The following is an 18,544-nucleotide window of genomic DNA, read 5'->3' as shown; positions in this document are numbered from 1 at the left end:
GTTTCGTTGTCATTCTCTGCAAGCGGCGCGGCCGCTATCGACAGGGCAAGCAGCGCCCCGCCCATACATTTCACTGCTCGCGCACCCAGCGAGCATGCGCCCACTCGAGGAATTCGGTTACTGCATTCACCGTGTGATCGGTGCGCACGGAGTGGAACACTTCAAAAGCATGCTGCCCGCCCGGCAGCTCGGCGTACGCCAGAGCTTGCTGCGAGGTCTTTTCCAGCGCGGAAACGAAAGCGCGAGCCTCCTCCACCCAAACCAAGGTGTCGTGAGTGCCGTGCACCACAAAGGTGGGAGGCGCATGATCGTTGACGTGGCTGATCGGCGATCCACTTTCCCACAGCTCGGGCTCTTCATCAGCCTTGCATTGCAGCACTTTGTCGGCCAGCAATTCATCCATCGACATTTCCGGTCGAATATCGTGCCGGTCGAGGAAATCGTATACGCCGTAAAAGGGGACGGCGGCCTGGACTGTCGTGTCGGCCTCTTCAAAGCCAGGCTGGAATGGCGCGTAATTGGGCGTTAACGACGCCAGCGAACTGAGATGGCCGCCTGCAGAGCCGCCGGTGATCGCAATGTAGTCGGGGTTGCCGCCATAGTCGGCGATATGCTCGCGAATCCACGCGATCGCTTTCTTAACGTCGATGATGTGCGCCGGGAATGCAGCCGCTGGGCTGAGCCGGTAGTTAATCGCCACACACAACCAGCCCCGTTCGGACAAATGGTACATCAGCGGCTTCGCCTGCTGTTCTTTCTCGCCGATGATCCAGCCTCCGCCATGGACCTGCAGCAGTACCGGAAAGCCGCCCTCGCGGGGTGCTTCCGGCTGGTAGATATCCAGCAGGTTGCGCTTGCCCGCATCGGCATAGGAAATATTGGCGTGCAGGCGCACACCGGGCCGGGTCATCGAAAAGGGTTTGAGCCAGGAACCTGCGCGGATGCCATCTTCAAGAACCAGGCGGCGGTCGGCGGGAATATCGTCCCGGTAGTTGTCACCCAGGCCCTGGCGCAGTGCATTGCCAAGTACGCGCGGTGAATCCATGGCCTGCACATGCAGGTAGATCAGGCCCAGCCAGGACAAGGCAAAAATACCCAGCCCGGTCTGCGCCAGCGGGCTGGTCAGCAATTCCATATGGGCTAGCAGGGCCGTCAATCCCACCTGCCAGATCACATGTATCAGCGCGAGTTCGCCCGCGAGCCAGGCCAGCAAAAAATAAATCGGTGCCAGCCAGTAGACACGCCGTGCCTGCACAATGGCCATCAAAGTACACACCGCTGACACCACCGCGAGGAAAAAGTACAAACCTGTCACCGCATATCTCCATCCGTTATAACAAAGTCCAGTTTAGGCGAGCTATCTGGATTTCACTACTGTCTTCACTTGCGTGTGCCCAAGCCATTGCGTAACGTAGCAAGCCCCTTATTTGTCGGAGCAGGATATGGCGATCAAGCTGGGTGTGGTGATGGACCCCATCGCCGATATCAACTACAAAAAAGATACCACCATGGCCATGCTGTGGGCCGCTCAGGCACGCGACTGGCAGCTGTTCTATATGGAGCAGAGCGACATCTACCTGCAAGGCGGTGAAGCCCGTGCAAGCATGTCACCGCTCACAGTTTTTCGCGATCCCGAGTCGTGGTTCGATATGAACCCTGCGGAGGACCGGCCGCTGGCCGACCTCGATGTCATCCTGATGCGCAAGGACCCTCCCTTCGACAACGAATTTATCTATACCACCTACATGCTGGAAGAGGCAGAACGCAAAGGCACGCTGATTGTGAATCGCTGTCAGGGCCTGCGCGACAGCAATGAGAAGGTCTTCGCCACCCAATTTCCTGAACTCTGCCCGCCCGTGCTGGTCAGCCGCGATATGGCCAGGCTGAAAGCCTTTCATGGCGAGCACGAGGATGTCATCTACAAGCCTCTGGACGGCATGGGTGGCAGCATGATTTTTCGCGCCAAGCCCGGCGACCCCAACGTCAATGTCATCCTGGAGACGCTCACCCAGTTCGGTGCGCAAACCATCATGGCCCAGCGGTATATTCCGGAGATCGTCGACGGTGACAAGCGCATACTGGTTGTTGGCGGCGAAGTAGTTCCCTACTGCCTGGCGAGAATTCCCCTGGCGGGTGAGACCCGCGGCAACCTCGCGGCCGGCGGTTCCGGCCGCCCCAACCGCTGACCGAGCGCGACCGGGAAATCGCCGAAACAGTGGCGCCGGAACTGGTCAAGCGCGGCATCCTGTTCGCCGGCCTGGATGTGATCGGCGACTATCTCACCGAGATCAATGTCACCAGCCCGACCTGTATCCGCGAAATTGATGCAGGCTACGATCTGGACATCGCCGGCCAGCTGATGGATTGTATTACTGAAGAGCTGAACCAAAGGGGCTGATAGTCCAGCGATGTATTACCTCGAAGCGTCGGCAGGGAGCAGCCAGCGCATGCGCAACGCGGTACTGGCCGCACTCGGCCTGCACGTGGCGCTGATTGCGGCAGTGTCTTTTGAATACAATTTCAGCGCCCCCAGCCAGAAACCACAGATCGAAGTCACGCTTGCCACCCAGCTAGCGAGCAACGCGCCCGACGAAGCTCGCCATATTGCCCAGGCCAACCAGGAGGGCAGCGGCCAGGAAGCGGAACTGGACGCCGTCACCAGCATTAATAATCAGCTGCCCATGCAATCGCCGACACCGCAGCAGGCTGCGCCACGCAGGATGGAGCAGGACACGCGCGCCAATGGCGATCTGCTCGCGACTGCCACTGCCACCCAGCGCCAGGTGGCGCTGGAGCAGGCGGAAGAAGCGCAACGCAAAAACCCCACGTCGGGTATCAGCCCGGAAATGGAGCGCCTGAATCAGCAGCTGGCCAGCCTGCAGGCTGAACTGGATGAACGCACCCAGGCGCAGGCAAAGAAACCACGGGTGCGGCGCCTCACCGCCGTCTCAGCACGCCAGGCCGCGGACGCGGCCTACCTTGCCGACTGGCGCCAGCGGCTGGAAGCCGTGGGCAACAAGTACTATCCCGAGGCATCTATTCGCTACGGTCTCTACGGCAACTTGCGTCTGCTGGTTGCCATCCGCAAGGACGGCACCCTGGAGGACATTCGCATTCTGGAATCCTCGGGCTATGCCGTCCTCGATGAGGCGGCCATCAAAATCGTTCGCATGGCCGCACCCTACTCACCTTTCCCCCCGGAGCTGGCAGCCTCTACAGACAAGCTCGAAATTATCCGTACATGGCAATTTCAGGAAAACGAGCTAAGCTCAAATCAACAGCGCCGACGCTGAGAAACCACGAGGGAGGGTCGGGCCAGCTCATGCCGGGAAGAAGTCATGTCACCACAGCCAGGAGCAGCGACAGCCTGCGGGATCACTTCCTGCTGGCCATGCCGAGCCTGACGGAAGGTATTTTTTCCCACAGCATTACCTATATCTGCGAGCACGGTGAAAGCGGTGCCATGGGCATTGTCATCAACCAGCCCCTGGACCTGAGTGTCGCGGAAATTTTTGAACATCTGCAAATCAACTCGCTGCGGGATTTTTCCGCAATCCCGGTCATGGCCGGAGGCCCCGTCCAGATTGACCACGGTTTCGTACTGCACCGCCACAATCACGACGAGTGGGAGGCGAGCCTGAAGGTCACCAACGAAATCACCCTGACCACATCGCGCGATATACTGCGCGCCATTGCCCACGGTACCGGACCGAACGAGCACCTGATCGCGCTGGGGTATGCGGGCTGGTCGGCGGGGCAACTGGAACAGGAGCTGGCCGAAAATAGTTGGCTCACCCTCCCCGCAGACAGCGATATCATTTTCACCACTCCTCATGAACATCGTCTCGGCGCCGCTGCAGCACTACTGGGCATCGACATGAACCTGATTTCCGGCGAGGCCGGTCACGCCTGAACAAGCCCGTTCGCACAGTCATGGCTTTTGACTATGGCCTGCGCCAGATCGGCGTGGCCATGGGTAATGTCTTGCTCGGTACCAGTCAGGCACTGCCCATACTGAAAGCCCGTGACGGGGTGCCCGACTGGCAGGCCCTGGAAGCGGTAGTGCGCGAATGGCAGCCCGACCTGCTCATTATCGGTGAGCCCCTCAACATGGACGGCACCGAAAGCGAACTCTCCCGCAGAGCCTGCAAATTCAGCCGCCGCCTACACGGTCGCCTGGGTCTGCCGGTGGTGTTAGTCGATGAGAGATTAAGCAGCTTTGAGGCCAAAGCCGTCAGCCGAGAGCAGGGCCACAGCGGCGATTATCACCGCGAGCCCATCGACAGCCTGGCCGCAGAACTTATTCTGCAGACCTGGCTGAACGAACAGGCGTAGTTAACTACGCCCCATAAAGCGACCGGTATCTTCCTGTTCTTCGAAGGAGATGCTGAGAGATTCGGCTTCGCCGGTACCGGCGCCCCGGTCGTGCATCTTGATCTGCAGGCGCACATCGTTGGCAGAATCGGCAAAACGAATGGCGTCGTCCTTGGTAATCTGTCCTTCCTTGTATGCCTTCACCAGCGACTGGTCCAGCGTCTGCATACCCAGCTCGGTGGACTTGGCCATCAGCTCTTTGATCAGGTGCACCTCACCCTTGCGGATGTAATCTGCAATCAACGGGGAATTGAGCATGACTTCTACCACCGGCACCCGGCCCTCACCGCTCTTATGCGGTAACAACTGCTGCGCGACCATCGACTTGAGGTTCAGAGACATGTCCATCCACACCTGGCGATGCTGCTCCGGCGGGAAAAAGCTCTGGATCCGGTCCAGCGCCTGGTTGGCGTTGTTCGCGTGCAGCGTACACAGGCACAGGTGACCGGTTTCCGCGAAGGTCAGCGCCTGCATCATGGTTTCGGCGGTACGCACCTCACCAATCAAAATCACATCCGGCGCCTGACGCAGAGTATTTTTCAGCGCCACCTGGAATGATTCGGTGTCAACGCCGACCTCGCGTTGGGTCACAATGCAACCGGCGTGCTGATGCATAAATTCAATCGGGTCTTCGATGGTGATGATATGCCCGCGGCTGTTCTGGTTGCGATAGCCCACCATAGACGCGAGGGAAGTCGATTTACCGGTACCAGTGGCGCCCACAAAAATGATCAGGCCGCGCTTGGTCATTGCCAGTTCTTTGATAATCGGCGGCAGGCCCAGCTCATCGATAGAGGGAATCTCTGACACGATGCGACGCAGGACCAGACCGGCCTCGCCCCGCTGGGTAAAGCAACTTATCCGGAAACGGCCCAAACCTTCTGCGCCGATCGCAAAGTTGTATTCATGGTGCTTGAAGAATACGTCCTGCTGATCTTCGTCCATAGTGGAAAGGACCAGTTCACGTGCTTCAGAAGGACTGAGTGGTTCTTCACGCATCGGAAAAATAGTGCCATCCACTTTAATGCTGGGTGGCGCGCCTGCCGAAATAAAGCCGTCCGAGGCCCCCTCGTCGACAATCCGCTGCAACATGTCGATAATTTCCATAACGAGATCTCCCTAATGTTCGCGCTCACGCGCGCACCAAATTCCTTAAAAGTTTTCCGGCATCCGCGCTTTTTCGCGGGCCACATCCCGCGTAATAACCCGCTTGTCCACGAGTTCGTGGAGACACTGGTCCATGGTCTGCATGCCAATCGCCTGACCGGTCTGAATGGCGGAGTACATCTGTGCCACCTTGTCTTCGCGAATCAGGTTTCGAATCGCCGACGTACCGCGCATGATTTCATGCGCCGCCACACGGCCGCCTGTTGCACGCTTCAGCAGTGTCTGGGAAATCACCGCCTGCAGTGATTCCGACAACATGGAACGCACCATGTCTTTCTCCGCTGCGGGGAATACGTCGATGACGCGGTCGATCGTCTTGGCCGCGGACGTGGTGTGCAAGGTGCCGAACACGAGGTGTCCGGTTTCTGCAGCGGTTAGGGCCAGGCGTATGGTTTCCAGGTCGCGCATCTCACCGACCAGAACAATGTCGGGGTCTTCACGCAGTGCGCTGCGCAGGGCCTCGGCAAAACCGAGCGTATCCTTGTGAACTTCCCGCTGGTTAACCAGGCACTTCTTGGACTCGTGAACAAATTCGATGGGGTCTTCAATGGTGAGAATGTGTTCGTACTTGTTGTCGTTGATGAAGTCGACCATCGCCGCCAGCGTAGTGGACTTACCTGAACCGGTAGGTCCGGTGACCAGCACCAGGCCGCGGGGCATCATGCTGATATCGCGAAATACCTGCCCCATACCGAGATCTTCCATGGTGAGCACCTTGGAAGGAATGGTACGAAACACAGCGCCAGCCCCGCGATTTTGGTTAAAGGCATTCACACGGAAACGCGCAACACCGGGCACTTCGAACGAGAAGTCGGTTTCCAGAAATTCTTCGTAATCCTTGCGCTGCTTGTCGTTCATGATGTCGTAGATCAACTCATGAACCTGCTTGTGTTCCATGGGCGGAAGATTAATGCGGCGAATGTCGCCGTCCACCCGGATCATTGGCGGCAGGCCCGCCGAAAGGTGTAAGTCAGATGCGCCTTGCTTGGCACTGAACGCCAGCAGCTCTGTAATGTCCATATACGTCATTCCCCTGTAGCCCGGCAGGTAGGCTTGGGCTACCATTCGCGCCATGATTCCATCTTCTATTACCGACAATATAGCAAAGGTACAGCATAGGGTAGGACTGAGTGCCAAAAAGTGCGATCGTGAAAACGACCGTATTCTGGTGCTCGCAGTCAGTAAAACCCGATCGGCTGAAGAGGTCCGTGAAGCCTTCGATTGTGGGCTCGATCACTTCGGTGAAAACTATCTGCAGGAAGCGCTTAGCAAAATCGAATCCCTCGCAGAGCTGCCGCTCAACTGGCACTTTATCGGGCCTATTCAGTCCAACAAAACCCGGCCGATCGCCGAACACTTTCAGTGGGTGCACAGCGTGGAACGTGCCAAAATTGCCCGCCGACTCAATGACCAGCGCCCCGCCCACCTGCCACCCCTGAACGTCTGCATCCAGGTCAATACGTCGGCAGAACCGAGCAAATCAGGCGCGTTGCCGGGCGACGTCGAGGCGCTGGCGCAGGAAATTGCACAAATGCCACACCTGGTACTGCGCGGGCTGATGAGTATTCCTGCCGCCAGCGATAACGAGGCCGCCCAGCGCAGCGCATTTGGACAATTGCGATCGTGTTTTGAATCGCTGCAGCCATGCCATCCCTCGCTGGACACGCTATCAATGGGTATGTCTGGCGATATGGAAGCAGCGGTTGCTGAGGGCTCGACGATTCTGCGCATCGGCACGGCGATTTTCGGTCCGCGCAACGGGTGATATAGCGCTCGTTGAGGCGTTATACTTGGGGTTTGCAAAGCCTCTTAAGGACACCTCTTGGAGCACCCCCAGATTACATTTATCGGCGCTGGCAATATGGCGTCCAGCATCATCGGCGGCCTGGTTGAAAGCGGCCAGCCTGCAGATCGGATTCACGCCGCCGATCCGTTCCCGCAAAGCCTGGAGCGGCTGCGCGAGATTGCGCCAGTAAACACCTATGATGACAACACCGCCGCTGTCACCGGCGCCGATGTGGTTATTCTCGCAGTGAAGCCGCAGGTCATGGCAGACGTATGCACAGGCATTGCCGAGGCCGCGCAGGCCAGCGGTGCGCTGGTCATCTCTATCGCTGCAGGCATTACCATTGCCAGCATGCGCCGCTGGCTCGGTGAACGGACCGCCATCGTGCGCTGCATGCCTAACACCCCCGCGCTGCTGGGGTGCGGCGCCACAGGCCTGTACGCTAACGAACAGGTGTCTCAACAACAGCGCGACTTCGCCGATACGATTCTCGGTGCGGTGGGCATCGTACGCTGGGTAGAGCGCGAGGCTGACCTGGATGCGGTCACCGCACTATCGGGAAGTGGCCCGGCCTATTTCTTCCTGTTTATGGAGTCCATGATCGACGCCGGTGTCGCCCAGGGGCTGGACCGGGACACCGCTACCGAGCTCGCCCTGCAAACCGGCCTTGGGGCAGCGCGCATGGCCCTGGAAAATGATGTCGACCTTGTTGAACTGAGGCGTCGGGTCACCAGCCCTGGGGGTACCACCCAGGCGGCTGTAGAGAGCTTCGAAGCCCGGGGCTTACGACAGCAGGTTACTGACGCTATGGCGGCAGCCGCCGCCAGGGCCGAAACAATGGCAAAGGAGATGGGCTGAACCGTGGGCACTCTTAATTCAATCTTTTTGTACCTGGTCCAGACCGCGATCAGTCTGTACCTGCTGATCGTGTTTTTGCGATTCCTGCTGCAGGCAGTAAAGGCTGATTTCTACAACCCGATCAGTCAGTTTATCGTCAAGGCCACCAACCCCGCGGTGATTCCAATGCGCAAAATTGTGCCTGGGGTCGGCGGTTACGATATGGCTTCGTTGCTGCTGGCATTCCTGCTGCAGATGCTGGCCATCGCAACCCTGGTCATTATCAAGTACCAGGCCATGCCCGGTGCTCAACTGCTGTTGGTTGGCGGGTTCTTCGGCCTGCTCGGACTGGCGCTGAACACGTTGTATATCGCGCTCATCATCATGGTGATCGTGAGCTGGGTAGCCCCCGGCAGTAATCAGCCGGCCATTTATCTGATCTACCAGATCACCGAGCCCTTTATCGCGCCGATTAGGAAAGTGATCCCACCCATGGGTGGCCTGGATTTTTCCGTACTGGTTCTGCTGATCGGCATGCATGTGATACGCATCGCGCTCTACGACAGCGCGGCTGCACTGGGTGTGCTCGGTGTCGCGCCCTGGTTGAGTTAACTGCGCAGCGCTATGCCTGAATCCATCTCCCAGAACTCCGTCGGCCTGGTCGAATCCCAGACGGTGAGCTTTAGCCAACCGTTCGCACTTTCCTGCGGGCGCGAGTTGGCTCGCTTCGATCTGGTGTACGAAACCTACGGCACGCTCAATGCCGAGCAGAGCAACGCCGTGCTGATTTGCCATGCCCTGAGCGGACATCACCACGCCGCCGGCTACCACAGCATGGAGGATCGCAAGCCAGGTTGGTGGGAAGAGTGCATTGGCCCGGGCAAGCCCATCGACACCAATCGATTTTTTGTGGTCAGCCTGAACAATCTTGGCGGCTGTCATGGCTCAACCGGCCCTAACAGTATCAACCCGGATACCGGCAAGGCCTGGGGCCCGGATTTTCCGCCCCTGCGGGCCCGGGACTGGGTGCACAGCCAGGCATTGCTTGCGGATTACCTCGGCATCGAATGTTGGGCTGCTGTCATCGGCGGCAGCCTCGGCGGCATGCAGGCTATGCGCTGGTCGCTGGAATATCCGGACCGTCTCAAGCACTGCATTGTGATTGCTGCAGCGATGAAGCTCAGTGCCCAGAATCTGGCGTTTAACGAACTGGCTCGCCAGGCCATCGTGGCCGATCCAGCCTTTGCGGATGGCCGCTATATGGACAACGACGCCATTCCCTCTCAGGGTCTGGCACTGGCACGCATGGTTGGTCACATCACCTATTTGTCTGACGAAGCCATGGCCAACAAGTTTGGCCGCGATCTGCGTTCGGGCAGCTTTGAGCTGGGCGACGAAGACAATGTCGAATTCCAGGTACAGAGCTATCTTCGCTACCAGGGTAGTCAGTTCTCGGGCAACTTCGATGCCAATACCTACATACTGATGACCCGGGCGCTCGACTATTTCGACCTCGCTCGCGAATATGACAACGACCCGGTGCAAGCTTTTGGCAGAGCCAAGTGCAGCTACTTCGTCGCCTCCTTCTCCACGGACTGGCGCTTCTCTCCAGCGCGATCACGCGAGATCGTCGACGCGCTGATTGCCGCAGAGCGTCCCGTTACCTATACCGAGATCGAGGCCGACGAGGGGCACGATGCATTCCTGATGCCAATCCCCCGCTACCTCGACGTGTTTAGCGCCTATATGCAGAGCGTGGGAGCCAAGGTCTAATGCGTCAGGATCTCACCCACATTCAGCGCTGGATCAAACCCGGCTCACGCGTACTCGACCTCGGCTGCGGCGACGGTGAATTTCTGAAGAACCTCCAGGAAGAGCGCCAGGTGAGAGGCATTGGCCTGGAAATTGACGAGGCCAATATCACCACCTGTATTGGCAAAGGGCTCAACATCATCGAGCAGAACGTCGACGCCGGTCTGGGGAATTTCCCTGACCAGAGCTTTGACACCGTGGTCATGGCGCACGCTATCCAGGCCGTTCACTACCCGGATCGGGTGCTTGAAGAAATGCTGCGCATCGGCCGTCAGGGCATTGTCACATTCCCCAATTTTGCCCACTGGCGCTGTCGGCTGTATCTGGGAACGCGCGGCCGCATGCCGGTATCCAAATTCATGCCCTATAGCTGGTACGACACACCCAATATCCACTTCTGCACCGTGCGCGACTTCGAAGCACTGTGTGAAGAACGCGGTATTCGCATACTCAGCCGCGATATGGTGGGTGTGTCGGAATGCGAACCACGCCTGGCGAGAGCCTGGCCTAACCTGTTCGCTACCACAGCGATTTATCACATCACCCGTTGAGGTTGCCATGAACAAGCTACTCACCTCCATCGCGCTGACCTTGCTGGCCTTACCCGCCCTTGGCCAGCAATCAGCAATGTTCGGCCCCTATGAGCTGCACTACAGCGTGGTCAACACCACCTTTCTCGAACCCAAGGTTGCCGCCACCTACGGCATTACCCGCGGTGATGAGCGGGCCATCCTCAACCTGGCGGTACGCGAACATCTGGAAGATGGCACCACCGTGCCTCGCACCATGATTCTCAAAGGCAAAACCTGGGACTTGCTGCAGACCACCCAGAACTTCGAATTTCAGGAAGTACGCGAAAATCCGGCCATTTACTACATCGCCGAATTCAAATACCTGAACGAGGAATGGCGCCACTTCGAGGTGTTTTTCCGCCCTGACGGGGCGACCGAAACCTACACCTTCAAACTGCGTCATCGCATGTATACCGACTGAGGCGGTCATGACAACACAGCAAGTGGTACTGGCCAGCGGCAACGCCGGCAAACTTCGCGAGTTGGGGCGCATTCTCACCCCGCTTGGCATGGAGTTGGTCTCTCAAGGTGAATTCGATATGCCCCAGGTACCGGAAGACGGCCTGAGCTTTGTCGAGAACGCAATCATCAAAGCCCGTGCCGCTGCAGCCCACTGCGGGTTACCGGCAATTGCCGACGATTCCGGCCTGGAAGTGGATTACCTCCAGGGTGCCCCCGGCATACACTCGGCGCGTTATTCCGGCCAGGGCGATGAGGCCAACAACGCCAAACTGTTGGCGGCACTGGAGGGTGTAGACGAAGCACAGCGCAGCGCACGCTTCCAATGTGTGCTGGTGTATATGCGCCACGCCAATGATCCGACCCCCCTCGTCTGCCAGGGCAGCTGGGAGGGACGCATCCTGACCGAAACCCGCGGCGTGGAAGGCTTTGGTTACGATCCTTTGTTCTACGTGCCGGAACACGACTGCAGTTCTGCGGAACTGCCCCGCGACCTCAAGAACGCCATCAGCCATCGCGCCAAGGCCAGCGCGTTGCTGCTGGACGCCCTGCGCTAGGGCGCTCATCGTATGCAACTGCCGCCGCTGGGGCTGTACATTCACCTGCCCTGGTGCGAGCGCAAGTGCCCCTATTGTGACTTCAACTCACACGAATCGGCGGAGATACCGGAAGGCGCGTACATCGATGCACTGCTGGAAGATTTGCGCGTTGATGCCCTGCAGGCCCAGGGGCGCGCGGTGCAAACCCTGTTCATCGGCGGCGGCACCCCGAGCCTGTTCAGTGCCAGCGCCATCCGCCGGTTAATGCAGGGCATTGCCCAGACCATAGCGCTCGCGCCGGATCTGGAGGCCACTATGGAAGCCAACCCGGGTAGCGCCGAGGCGGAGAAATTTGCCGGCTTTCGGGCCGCGGGCATCAACCGCCTGTCACTGGGCGTACAGTCATTCGATGACGCACGGCTCAAAGCACTGGGCCGTATTCACGATCGCAATCAGGCACTGGCCGCGATTGCCGCCGTCACTGAGGCCGGGTTCGACAATTTCAATATTGATCTGATGCACGGCCTTCCGGGACAGGATGAAGCGGGCGCCTCCAGCGATCTCACCACGGCACTGGGTTTCAATCCGCCCCACCTTTCGTGGTATCAACTGACCATCGAGCCCAACACGGTGTTTAACAAGCGTCCGCCAACACTGCCGGTTGAAGATGCGCTGGCCGATATCCAGGATCACGGCGAGGCATTACTGGCAGAGCACGGCATGCAGCAGTACGAAGTATCGGCCTATTCAAAGCCGGGCCAGCAGTGCCGACACAATCTCAACTACTGGAGTTTCGGTGATTACCTGGGCATTGGCGCCGGAGCCCACGCCAAAATATCCGGGGAAGATGGTGTCATTCGTCGATACGCCAAGACCCGTGGTCCCGCCGACTATCTGAACAGCGATGGCAATTACATGGCAAATGAACGCCGCCTGGATGCAGCAGAGGCAACGGCAGAGTTTATGCTCTATGCACTACGTCTCAATAACGGGTTTAGTATTGAATCCTTTGAGGCACGCTCGGGACAGGAGCTCGCGGTCATTGCAGACAAGCTGGACAGCCTGATGGAACGAGGGCTCCTGGAACGGAACGCCAACCAGATTCGCCCCACAGCCCTGGGGCGACGCTTCCTCGATTCGGTGATTGGCGAGTTTCTATAAACGCCGGAACAGTAAATCCCAGACACCGTGCCCCAGACGCTCGCCACGGGCCTCGAATTTGGTCAATGGCCGGTGCTCCGGACGCGGTGCATAGTGACCCGCACCACTGGTGTTTTCCAGGCCTTCGGCGGCGCTGAGTACTTCCAGCATCTGCTCGGCATAGTTTTCCCAGTCCGTAGCCAGATGCAGAATGCCACCAGGTTTCAGTTTGGTCGTCAGATCGGCAATAAATCCGGGCTGGACCAGACGGCGCTTGTGATGGCGCTTCTTGTGCCAGGGGTCTGGAAAGAATATCTGCACGGTATCCAGCGAAGCGTCGGCGATACAGTCGCGCAGAACCTCTACCGCGTCATGGCAGTAAACACGGATGTTATCGACGCCCTGCTCAGACATGCTGTGCAACAGTCTACCGACCCCGGGCTTGTGCACTTCAATGCCGACAAAGTTCTTCTCCGGCGCCGCTGCAGCCATCTCAACCAGCGAGGCGCCCATGCCAAAGCCAATCTCCAGCACGCGCGGTCCATCGCGACCGAACCGGGCAGCAAAGTCCAGGGCGCCGTCACTGTATTCCAGCCCCCAGCGCTCCCAGTTCTCGTTATAGGCGCGCTCCTGCCCTGGCGTCATGCGGCCAGTGCGGAGAACGAAGCTGCGGATGGGTCGGTGTTTCTGCTCACTCATATCAGGGCAACATCTTCCAGGAGGCAGTCGCCAGGCAAGCCCAGCCGCCAATAAAGGCCAGCCCACCCAGCGGGGTCACGGCTCCGAGCCACTTGGTGCCGGTTAGGGCCAGAATATACAGGCTGCCGGAAAACACCAGCGTACCTAACAGGAACAGCCAGCCACTGCTCTTGAGCAGCGTGGTCTGGGGTTGGCTAAGGGCCAGCACACCCACCGCCAGCAATGCCAGCGCGTGGTAGAAATGGTATTGCACGGCCGTTTCCCAGACACCGAGGGCGTAGGTGTCAAATCGCGATTTCAGGGCGTGGGCACCGAAGGCACCGAGTATCACTGCGAACATGCCGCTCAGGGAGGCGAGTGTAATGAAAAACTTGGCCATGAGAGTGCTCAATCAAAAAAGGGATCAGCACCCATGATATGGGCTCTGATCCCTTCGGGAAAGAAGGCTGATAATCAGGCGGCGATCGCGGCCTTCAGCTTTTTCATCGCATTGGCTTCCAGCTGGCGAATGCGCTCCGCCGAGACGCCATAGCGATCTGCCAGTTCGTGCAGGGTCGCTTTTTCCTCGGCCAGCCAGCGGCTTGCCAGGATATCGCGGCTGCGCTCATCCAGGTCAGACAGGGCGCCATGCAGCTGGGCCTCAGTATTGGCCTTCCAGTCACCCTCTTCGACTTCCAGCGCCGGATCGGCACTGTGGTCTTCCAGGTAATACTGGGGAGCCTGCCAACCTTCATCGTCATCGCTGCTGCTGTCAGAAGGCATATCGAAAGCGACGTCACGGCTGGCCAGGCGGCCTTCCATGCGATGCACTTCCTTAACGTCTACACCGAGGTCATCGGCTACGGCCTGGGCCTCGTCAGCACTGAGCCAGGACAGGCTCTTCTTCTGGCTGCGCAGGTTAAAGAACAATTTACGCTGGGCCTTGGTGGTCGCCACTTTGACGATACGCCAATTGCGCAGGATGTACTCGTGCATCTCTGCCTTAATCCAGTGCACGGCAAAAGACACCAGACGTACACCCTTCTCGGGGTCAAAGCGTTTAACGGCCTTCATCAGTCCCACATTGCCTTCCTGGATCAGGTCGGCCTCAGCCAGACCATAGCCGTTGTAGCTACGGGCAATGTGCACCACGAAGCGCAGGTGAGACATAACCAGCTCACGGGCAGCGTCGAGGTTGTCGTTGTAGTAGAGATCTTCCGCCAGTTCCCGCTCTCGCTCGGGGCTGAGGACGGGGATAGCACCGACGGCCTGCACGTAGGCCCCGAGATTCGCTCCCGGTACCATTTGCATTACTGGTTGCAGGCTGTTGCTCATGCGTGGTTCTCCAAAGTAAGGTCGGCAATATTAGCACTCTTTGTATTAGAGTGCTAACGACCGGAAAGTTCCACGTAAGAATAAAAATTTATTTGTTTATTTCTTTTAATAACAAGGACTTGCCATAACGGGTGGCTAGCGGGGCTCAATTTTAGCCAAATGCCGGCTCACCGCCAACCAGGCCCCTGCCAGTCCCAGGAGGCCGCCCAATACCAGCAGATTGAGGAAACCCATCAAGCCCAGGCCCGCCAATTCAAACTCAGACTCATACAGCGCAGCTAGTCTGGAGACCGGCTGCTGAAGAAACCACAGTGCGAGTGTCACCAGCAGACCGGCGAAGAAACCACCGCCCACACCGTACCAGAGGCCCGTATACAGAAAGGGTCGACGCACGAAAGGATTACTGCCGCCCACCAGCTTGACGATGACGATCTCGTCCCGGCGGGCCTCGATCGCCAGCCGAATGGTATTCCCGAGGATCAGCACCACACCCAGCACCAGCAGCGCTCCGATAGCCATAACCATGCGCCGACTGAGCTCCATAAGGCTGTTAAGCCGCTGCAACCAGGCCATATCCAGCACCGCCTCGGCCACCTGGGGCATGGCACCCAACTGGGCGCGCAGCCCGCCGGCCCCGGCACCACCAAGGTCACCGGCCGGACTCACCAGCAGCAGATTTGGGAGGGGGTTTTCTTCCAGGCTCGCCAAGACATCGGCAAAGCCAGAAAGCTCACTGAATTCAGCCAGCGCATCTTCCCTCGAGACAAAACGCACGCTGGCGACATCCTCGCGCGCTTCCAGTTCGGTGGCCAGTTGCCTGGCGGCCTCGGCCTGAATGTCGTCGGCGAGGAACAGGGAAATCTGGCTGGGACTGTCCCAGCCGGCGCTTAGCTCACCGGCATTATCCAGGGCGACATCGAGCGCCACCGGCAGCGCCAGGGCAATACCGATGACCAGCCAGGTCAGCACACTGGACACCAAATTGTCCAAAACCCGGAACAGGCTGTCGGCCGCCGACAGGCGGTGGTGGCGCAACCAGGCGTTGTACTGGTCGGCAAATTTGACCCGGCTCTGGCTGGCACCCTGGCTCACAGCACACCCCCGGTGACCAGACGGCCTTCTTTCAAAGTAAGAATGCGGTGGCGTAAACGCGAGATCAGGGCCAGGTCGTGACTGGCGATGAGAATTGTCACCCCCACCCGGTTGAATTCTTCAAACAGCTGCATGATCTCGGCGGACAGGTCCGGGTCGAGGTTACCGGTGGGTTCGTCGGCCAGCAGAATTTTCGGTTTGCACACCACCGCCCGGGCAATGCCCACGCGTTGCTGCTCACCTCCTGACAGGGTGACCGGCATCGCCCGCTCGCGGCTTAACAGCCCAACCTTGTCCAGTGCTGCACGCACTCGACGGCCAATCTCGCGGTAGTCATAGCCTCGGATTACCAGTGGCAGGGCAACATTGTCGAAGACCGGCCGATCGAACAGCAGCTGGTGATTCTGGAACACCACACCAATATCGCGGCGGTGGGCGGGCACACCGCGGCTGGGCACACTAGCCAGATCGCGGCCATCGATTAACACTTTGCCGCGCGTCGCCCGATCCATGAGCATAATGAGGCGCATGAGGGTGCTCTTACCGGCGCCTGAATGGCCGGTGAGAAACACCAGGTCGTCGCGCTCAATCTGGAAGCTCACTTCCTTGAGTGCGTCGTGCCCCTCTTCGTAGCGTTTGCTGACCCGCTCAAAGGTGATCATGCAGCGCTGTCATCCCTCGCAAATAGTGCCTCGATAAATTCTTCTGCAGCAAAAGGCCGGAGATCATCCGCGGCCTCGCCCACGCCAATAAAGCGAATGGGCAGACCCAGCTTCTTGGCGATCGCGAAAATAACACCGCCCTTGGCTGTGCCGTCCAGCTTGGTCAGGCTGATCCCGGAAACACCAACCCATTGCCGGAAATGATCTGCCTGCGCCAACGCATTCTGACCGGTGCCAGCATCGAGCACCAGCATCACCTCATGGGGCGCGGAATCGTCCAGCTTGCCCATCACCCGGACCACCTTCTTGAGTTCTTCCATCAGGTTGTCCTTGTTGTGCAGGCGACCGGCGGTATCGGCAATCAGCACGTCGATATTACGCGCCTGTGCAGCCTGCAGCGCATCGTAGACCACCGACGCACTATCAGCGCCGGTGTGCTGGGCAACCACGGGGACCTGGTTGCGCTCACCCCACACCTGTAGCTGCTCTACTGCCGCGGCTCGGAAGGTATCGCCGGCGGCCAGCATGACCGAGCGACCTTCTGCCTGGAAGCGCTTGGCCAACTTGCCAATGGTGGTGGTCTTGCCCACCCCGTTTACGCCTACCATCAAAATGACATAGGGTTTGTGCCCGGTGATCTGCAGGGGCTGCTCACAGGGCTTGAGCAGGCTCAACAACTCCTCTTTCAGAGCTTTGTGCAACGCCTGAGGATCTGTGAGCTCCTTGCGCGACACGCGCTGGGTGAGACGGCCAATAATGTCCACCGTGGCATCGACACCCACATCCGCCATCAACAGCTGCGACTCCAGCTCTTCCAGCAGGTCGGCGTCGATCTCCTTGCGGCCCAGGAACAGATTGCCCAGGCCCTGTGAGAGATTATCGCTGGTGCGACCCAGGCCGGCCTTCAACCGGGCGAAGAAACCCGGCTTACCCGGTTTCTCCTGCTCAGCGGCAGGCACTGGCGCATTTTCCTGAGCTTCGGTTTCGGTAGGCTCAGGCGTCGCTATCGGCGCTTCCGCCTGTGTTGCAGGGGTCTCGGGCTGTGCGGGCTCAACCTGGGATGAGGATTCAGGGGCTGCGGGCGCTTCGACAGCTGAGGGCTCTTCATAGGTTAAAGACTCTTCACCAGCTGAGGGCTCTTTACCAGCTGAGGGCTCTTCACCGGCTGAGGGCTCTTCACCGGCTAATGGCTCTTGCTGGATCGGAGACTCAACGCTCGCGGCGGCGTCAGGCACCTGCTCTATCGCAGAGGGAGTGGCAGCCTCGGCCTGCGGCGCAAGCGCGCCAGTGCTTTGTTCCTGGGTACCGGGATCGGGTGCAGCTGCGACATCCTGCGACTGCGCAGGGGCATCCGCGGCGGGGCAACCTGTTCCGCCTTCTTTTTACGTTTGAAAAACTTCATATATGTCGTGTTAGAGTTTGCAGGCGCCGGAAGGGCGCCCGGAAAAACAACTATCCTACCACTGCAGGATGAACTGAAGAAATGTCGAGATCACCCCGCGGGGAACCAGCCAGTTACGTATCATCGGCGGCCAATGGCGCGGCCGCAAGCTGGGGTTTACCCCGGCCGACGGGCTGCGCCCTACTGGCGATCGCATTCGCGAGACTCTGTTCAACTGGCTGGCAGCGGACATCCACGGGGCCCGCTGCCTGGACCTGTTCGCGGGCAGTGGCGCTCTGGGCCTGGAGGCGCTCTCACGCGGTGCGGCACACTGCGATTTCGTCGACACAGCGGCCGCCGGGATCGCAGATATCCAGCGACACCTGGGCACACTGGCAGCCACCGGCGGGCACTGTCATCGCAGCTCCGCGCTGGACTTTCTGGCACAGCCACACCCTCCCTGGGACATCGTCTTTATCGACCCCCCCTTTGGCCAGGCGCTGGTTGGGCCAGCCTGCGACCTGCTCGCTCGCGGGAGCGTACTGGCACCGCACGCCCTGGTCTATATCGAAACCGGGCTCGATGAAACCCTGCCCGAACTGCCCGCCAACTGGGAACTACACCGCGACAAAAGCAGCGGCCAGGTCAGCTACCGGCTGTTCGTTGTCGCTCCCGGGGAAAACGTTTAACATCCGCCGGCACAACAACAT

At 59.2% G+C, this 18,544-nt stretch carries 21 protein-coding genes and 1 pseudogene; 13 read left to right on the top strand and 9 right to left on the bottom strand.

What is annotated here, in order from left to right; genetic code table 11:
• Positions 1-70: 70 nt before the first annotated feature.
• On the bottom strand, positions 71-1,315 hold the full coding sequence (locus BST95_RS03415) for an alpha/beta hydrolase (RefSeq protein WP_084198166.1): 1,245 nt from the start codon (positions 1,313-1,315) through the stop codon (positions 71-73).
• Positions 1,316-1,442: 127 nt separating this feature from the next.
• Between BST95_RS03415 and gshB the strand changes: the two are divergent.
• From gshB to ruvX, 4 genes and pseudogenes are all read left to right on the top strand, one after another.
• Positions 1,443-2,398 (top strand): annotated as a pseudogene (gshB, locus tag BST95_RS03410) (glutathione synthase).
• A gap of 10 nt (positions 2,399-2,408) precedes the next feature.
• Positions 2,409-3,293, top strand: a complete 885-nt coding sequence (locus BST95_RS03405) for an energy transducer TonB (RefSeq protein ID WP_084198165.1) — start codon at positions 2,409-2,411, stop codon at positions 3,291-3,293.
• Between the two features lie 29 nt (positions 3,294-3,322).
• The gene (locus BST95_RS03400; protein ID WP_066056962.1) at positions 3,323-3,913 is read left to right on the top strand and encodes a YqgE/AlgH family protein; all 591 of its coding nucleotides are present in this window, start codon (positions 3,323-3,325) and stop codon (positions 3,911-3,913) included.
• A gap of 20 nt (positions 3,914-3,933) precedes the next feature.
• Positions 3,934-4,335 (top strand): Holliday junction resolvase RuvX, encoded by a 402-nt coding sequence (ruvX, locus tag BST95_RS03395; RefSeq protein WP_082850161.1) that lies wholly within the window; start codon positions 3,934-3,936, stop codon positions 4,333-4,335.
• On the opposite strand, the gene BST95_RS03390 is transcribed toward ruvX, so the two are convergent.
• Both BST95_RS03390 and BST95_RS03385 read right to left on the bottom strand, forming a co-directional pair.
• Positions 4,336-5,481 carry a PilT/PilU family type 4a pilus ATPase gene (locus tag BST95_RS03390; RefSeq protein ID WP_084198164.1) on the bottom strand — a complete coding sequence of 382 codons (1,146 nt, stop codon included), beginning with the start codon at positions 5,479-5,481 and terminating at the stop codon, positions 4,336-4,338.
• Between the two features lie 45 nt (positions 5,482-5,526).
• Complete coding sequence (locus BST95_RS03385) at positions 5,527-6,561, bottom strand: type IV pilus twitching motility protein PilT (protein ID WP_066057443.1); 1,035 nt, start codon at positions 6,559-6,561, stop codon at positions 5,527-5,529.
• A 52-nt stretch (positions 6,562-6,613) separates the two neighbouring features.
• Here BST95_RS03385 and BST95_RS03380 point away from each other — a divergent pair, with 52 nt between their 5' ends.
• Genes BST95_RS03380 through hemW form a run of 8 tightly spaced genes read left to right on the top strand, consistent with a single transcriptional unit; the run spans position 6,614 to position 12,707 of the window.
• Positions 6,614-7,306 (top strand): YggS family pyridoxal phosphate-dependent enzyme, encoded by a 693-nt coding sequence (locus tag BST95_RS03380; protein WP_066056953.1) that lies wholly within the window; start codon positions 6,614-6,616, stop codon positions 7,304-7,306.
• A gap of 57 nt (positions 7,307-7,363) precedes the next feature.
• Complete coding sequence (gene proC / locus BST95_RS03375) at positions 7,364-8,185, top strand: pyrroline-5-carboxylate reductase (RefSeq protein ID WP_084198163.1); 822 nt, start codon at positions 7,364-7,366, stop codon at positions 8,183-8,185.
• 3 nt (positions 8,186-8,188) lie between these two features.
• Positions 8,189-8,776 (top strand): YggT family protein, encoded by a 588-nt coding sequence (locus BST95_RS03370; RefSeq protein ID WP_084198162.1) that lies wholly within the window; start codon positions 8,189-8,191, stop codon positions 8,774-8,776.
• A gap of 12 nt (positions 8,777-8,788) precedes the next feature.
• On the top strand, positions 8,789-9,937 hold the full coding sequence (metX, locus tag BST95_RS03365) for a homoserine O-succinyltransferase MetX (RefSeq protein WP_084198161.1): 1,149 nt from the start codon (positions 8,789-8,791) through the stop codon (positions 9,935-9,937).
• A complete protein-coding gene (gene metW, locus BST95_RS03360; RefSeq protein WP_084198160.1) occupies positions 9,937-10,527 on the top strand; it encodes a methionine biosynthesis protein MetW in 591 nt (196 codons plus the stop codon). The genes metX and metW overlap by 1 nt, the downstream gene beginning before the upstream one ends.
• A 7-nt stretch (positions 10,528-10,534) precedes the next feature.
• Positions 10,535-10,969, top strand: a complete 435-nt coding sequence (locus tag BST95_RS03355) for a DUF4426 domain-containing protein (RefSeq protein WP_169843840.1) — start codon at positions 10,535-10,537, stop codon at positions 10,967-10,969.
• Between the two features lie 7 nt (positions 10,970-10,976).
• A complete protein-coding gene (gene rdgB / locus BST95_RS03350) occupies positions 10,977-11,564 on the top strand; it encodes an RdgB/HAM1 family non-canonical purine NTP pyrophosphatase (RefSeq protein ID WP_084198159.1) in 588 nt (195 codons plus the stop codon).
• A gap of 12 nt (positions 11,565-11,576) precedes the next feature.
• On the top strand, positions 11,577-12,707 hold the full coding sequence (gene hemW, locus BST95_RS03345) for a radical SAM family heme chaperone HemW (protein WP_084198158.1): 1,131 nt from the start codon (positions 11,577-11,579) through the stop codon (positions 12,705-12,707).
• Here hemW and trmB read toward each other — a convergent pair.
• The 6 genes from trmB to ftsY form a co-directional block, all read right to left on the bottom strand.
• Positions 12,702-13,385, bottom strand: coding sequence for a tRNA (guanosine(46)-N7)-methyltransferase TrmB (gene trmB / locus BST95_RS03340; RefSeq protein WP_084198157.1), 684 nt, complete (start codon positions 13,383-13,385; stop codon positions 12,702-12,704). The genes hemW and trmB overlap by 6 nt on opposite strands.
• 1 nt (position 13,386) lies before the next feature.
• Positions 13,387-13,764: a DUF423 domain-containing protein gene (locus BST95_RS03335; protein WP_084198156.1), complete on the bottom strand. Its 378-nt coding sequence runs from the start codon at positions 13,762-13,764 to the stop codon at positions 13,387-13,389.
• Positions 13,765-13,838: 74 nt separating this feature from the next.
• Entirely contained in the window at positions 13,839-14,699 is an 861-nt protein-coding gene (gene rpoH / locus BST95_RS03330) for an RNA polymerase sigma factor RpoH (RefSeq protein ID WP_066056925.1), read from the bottom strand.
• 135 nt (positions 14,700-14,834) lie between these two features.
• Positions 14,835-15,791, bottom strand: a complete 957-nt coding sequence (gene ftsX / locus BST95_RS03325; RefSeq protein ID WP_084198155.1) for a permease-like cell division protein FtsX — start codon at positions 15,789-15,791, stop codon at positions 14,835-14,837.
• Complete coding sequence (ftsE, locus tag BST95_RS03320; protein ID WP_084198154.1) at positions 15,788-16,453, bottom strand: cell division ATP-binding protein FtsE; 666 nt, start codon at positions 16,451-16,453, stop codon at positions 15,788-15,790. The genes ftsX and ftsE overlap by 4 nt, the downstream gene beginning before the upstream one ends.
• Complete coding sequence (gene ftsY / locus BST95_RS03315; protein ID WP_219722780.1) at positions 16,450-17,460, bottom strand: signal recognition particle-docking protein FtsY; 1,011 nt, start codon at positions 17,458-17,460, stop codon at positions 16,450-16,452. Before ftsY ends, ftsE begins: the two co-directional genes overlap by 4 nt.
• A 484-nt stretch (positions 17,461-17,944) precedes the next feature.
• Between ftsY and rsmD the strand changes: the two genes are divergently transcribed.
• The gene (rsmD, locus tag BST95_RS03310) at positions 17,945-18,523 is read left to right on the top strand and encodes a 16S rRNA (guanine(966)-N(2))-methyltransferase RsmD (protein ID WP_084201032.1); all 579 of its coding nucleotides are present in this window, start codon (positions 17,945-17,947) and stop codon (positions 18,521-18,523) included.
• The last annotated feature ends 21 nt before the right edge of the window (positions 18,524-18,544 follow it).

The organism is Halioglobus japonicus, from assembly GCF_001983995.1.
Lineage (GTDB): Bacteria > Pseudomonadota > Gammaproteobacteria > Pseudomonadales > Halieaceae > Halioglobus > Halioglobus japonicus.
Note: the sequence above shows the minus strand (reverse complement) of the source record. Positions and strands in the feature narration are given on the sequence as shown.

Coding starts and splice junctions, on each gene's coding strand:
- rpoH (WP_066056925.1), bottom strand. CDS start 14,699: ATGAGCAACAGCCTGCAACCAGTAATGCAAATGGTACCGGGAGCGAAT.
- BST95_RS03405 (WP_084198165.1), top strand. CDS start 2,409: ATGTATTACCTCGAAGCGTCGGCAGGGAGCAGCCAGCGCATGCGCAAC.
- rdgB (WP_084198159.1), top strand. CDS start 10,977: ATGACAACACAGCAAGTGGTACTGGCCAGCGGCAACGCCGGCAAACTT.
- trmB (WP_084198157.1), bottom strand. CDS start 13,385: ATGAGTGAGCAGAAACACCGACCCATCCGCAGCTTCGTTCTCCGCACT.
- BST95_RS03400 (WP_066056962.1), top strand. CDS start 3,323: ATGCCGGGAAGAAGTCATGTCACCACAGCCAGGAGCAGCGACAGCCTG.
- ruvX (WP_082850161.1), top strand. CDS start 3,934: ATGGCTTTTGACTATGGCCTGCGCCAGATCGGCGTGGCCATGGGTAAT.
- hemW (WP_084198158.1), top strand. CDS start 11,577: ATGCAACTGCCGCCGCTGGGGCTGTACATTCACCTGCCCTGGTGCGAG.
- BST95_RS03335 (WP_084198156.1), bottom strand. CDS start 13,764: ATGGCCAAGTTTTTCATTACACTCGCCTCCCTGAGCGGCATGTTCGCA.
- ftsE (WP_084198154.1), bottom strand. CDS start 16,453: ATGATCACCTTTGAGCGGGTCAGCAAACGCTACGAAGAGGGGCACGAC.
- BST95_RS03390 (WP_084198164.1), bottom strand. CDS start 5,481: ATGGAAATTATCGACATGTTGCAGCGGATTGTCGACGAGGGGGCCTCG.
- BST95_RS03380 (WP_066056953.1), top strand. CDS start 6,614: ATGATTCCATCTTCTATTACCGACAATATAGCAAAGGTACAGCATAGG.
- metW (WP_084198160.1), top strand. CDS start 9,937: ATGCGTCAGGATCTCACCCACATTCAGCGCTGGATCAAACCCGGCTCA.
- BST95_RS03355 (WP_169843840.1), top strand. CDS start 10,535: ATGAACAAGCTACTCACCTCCATCGCGCTGACCTTGCTGGCCTTACCC.
- metX (WP_084198161.1), top strand. CDS start 8,789: ATGCCTGAATCCATCTCCCAGAACTCCGTCGGCCTGGTCGAATCCCAG.
- BST95_RS03385 (WP_066057443.1), bottom strand. CDS start 6,561: ATGGACATTACAGAGCTGCTGGCGTTCAGTGCCAAGCAAGGCGCATCT.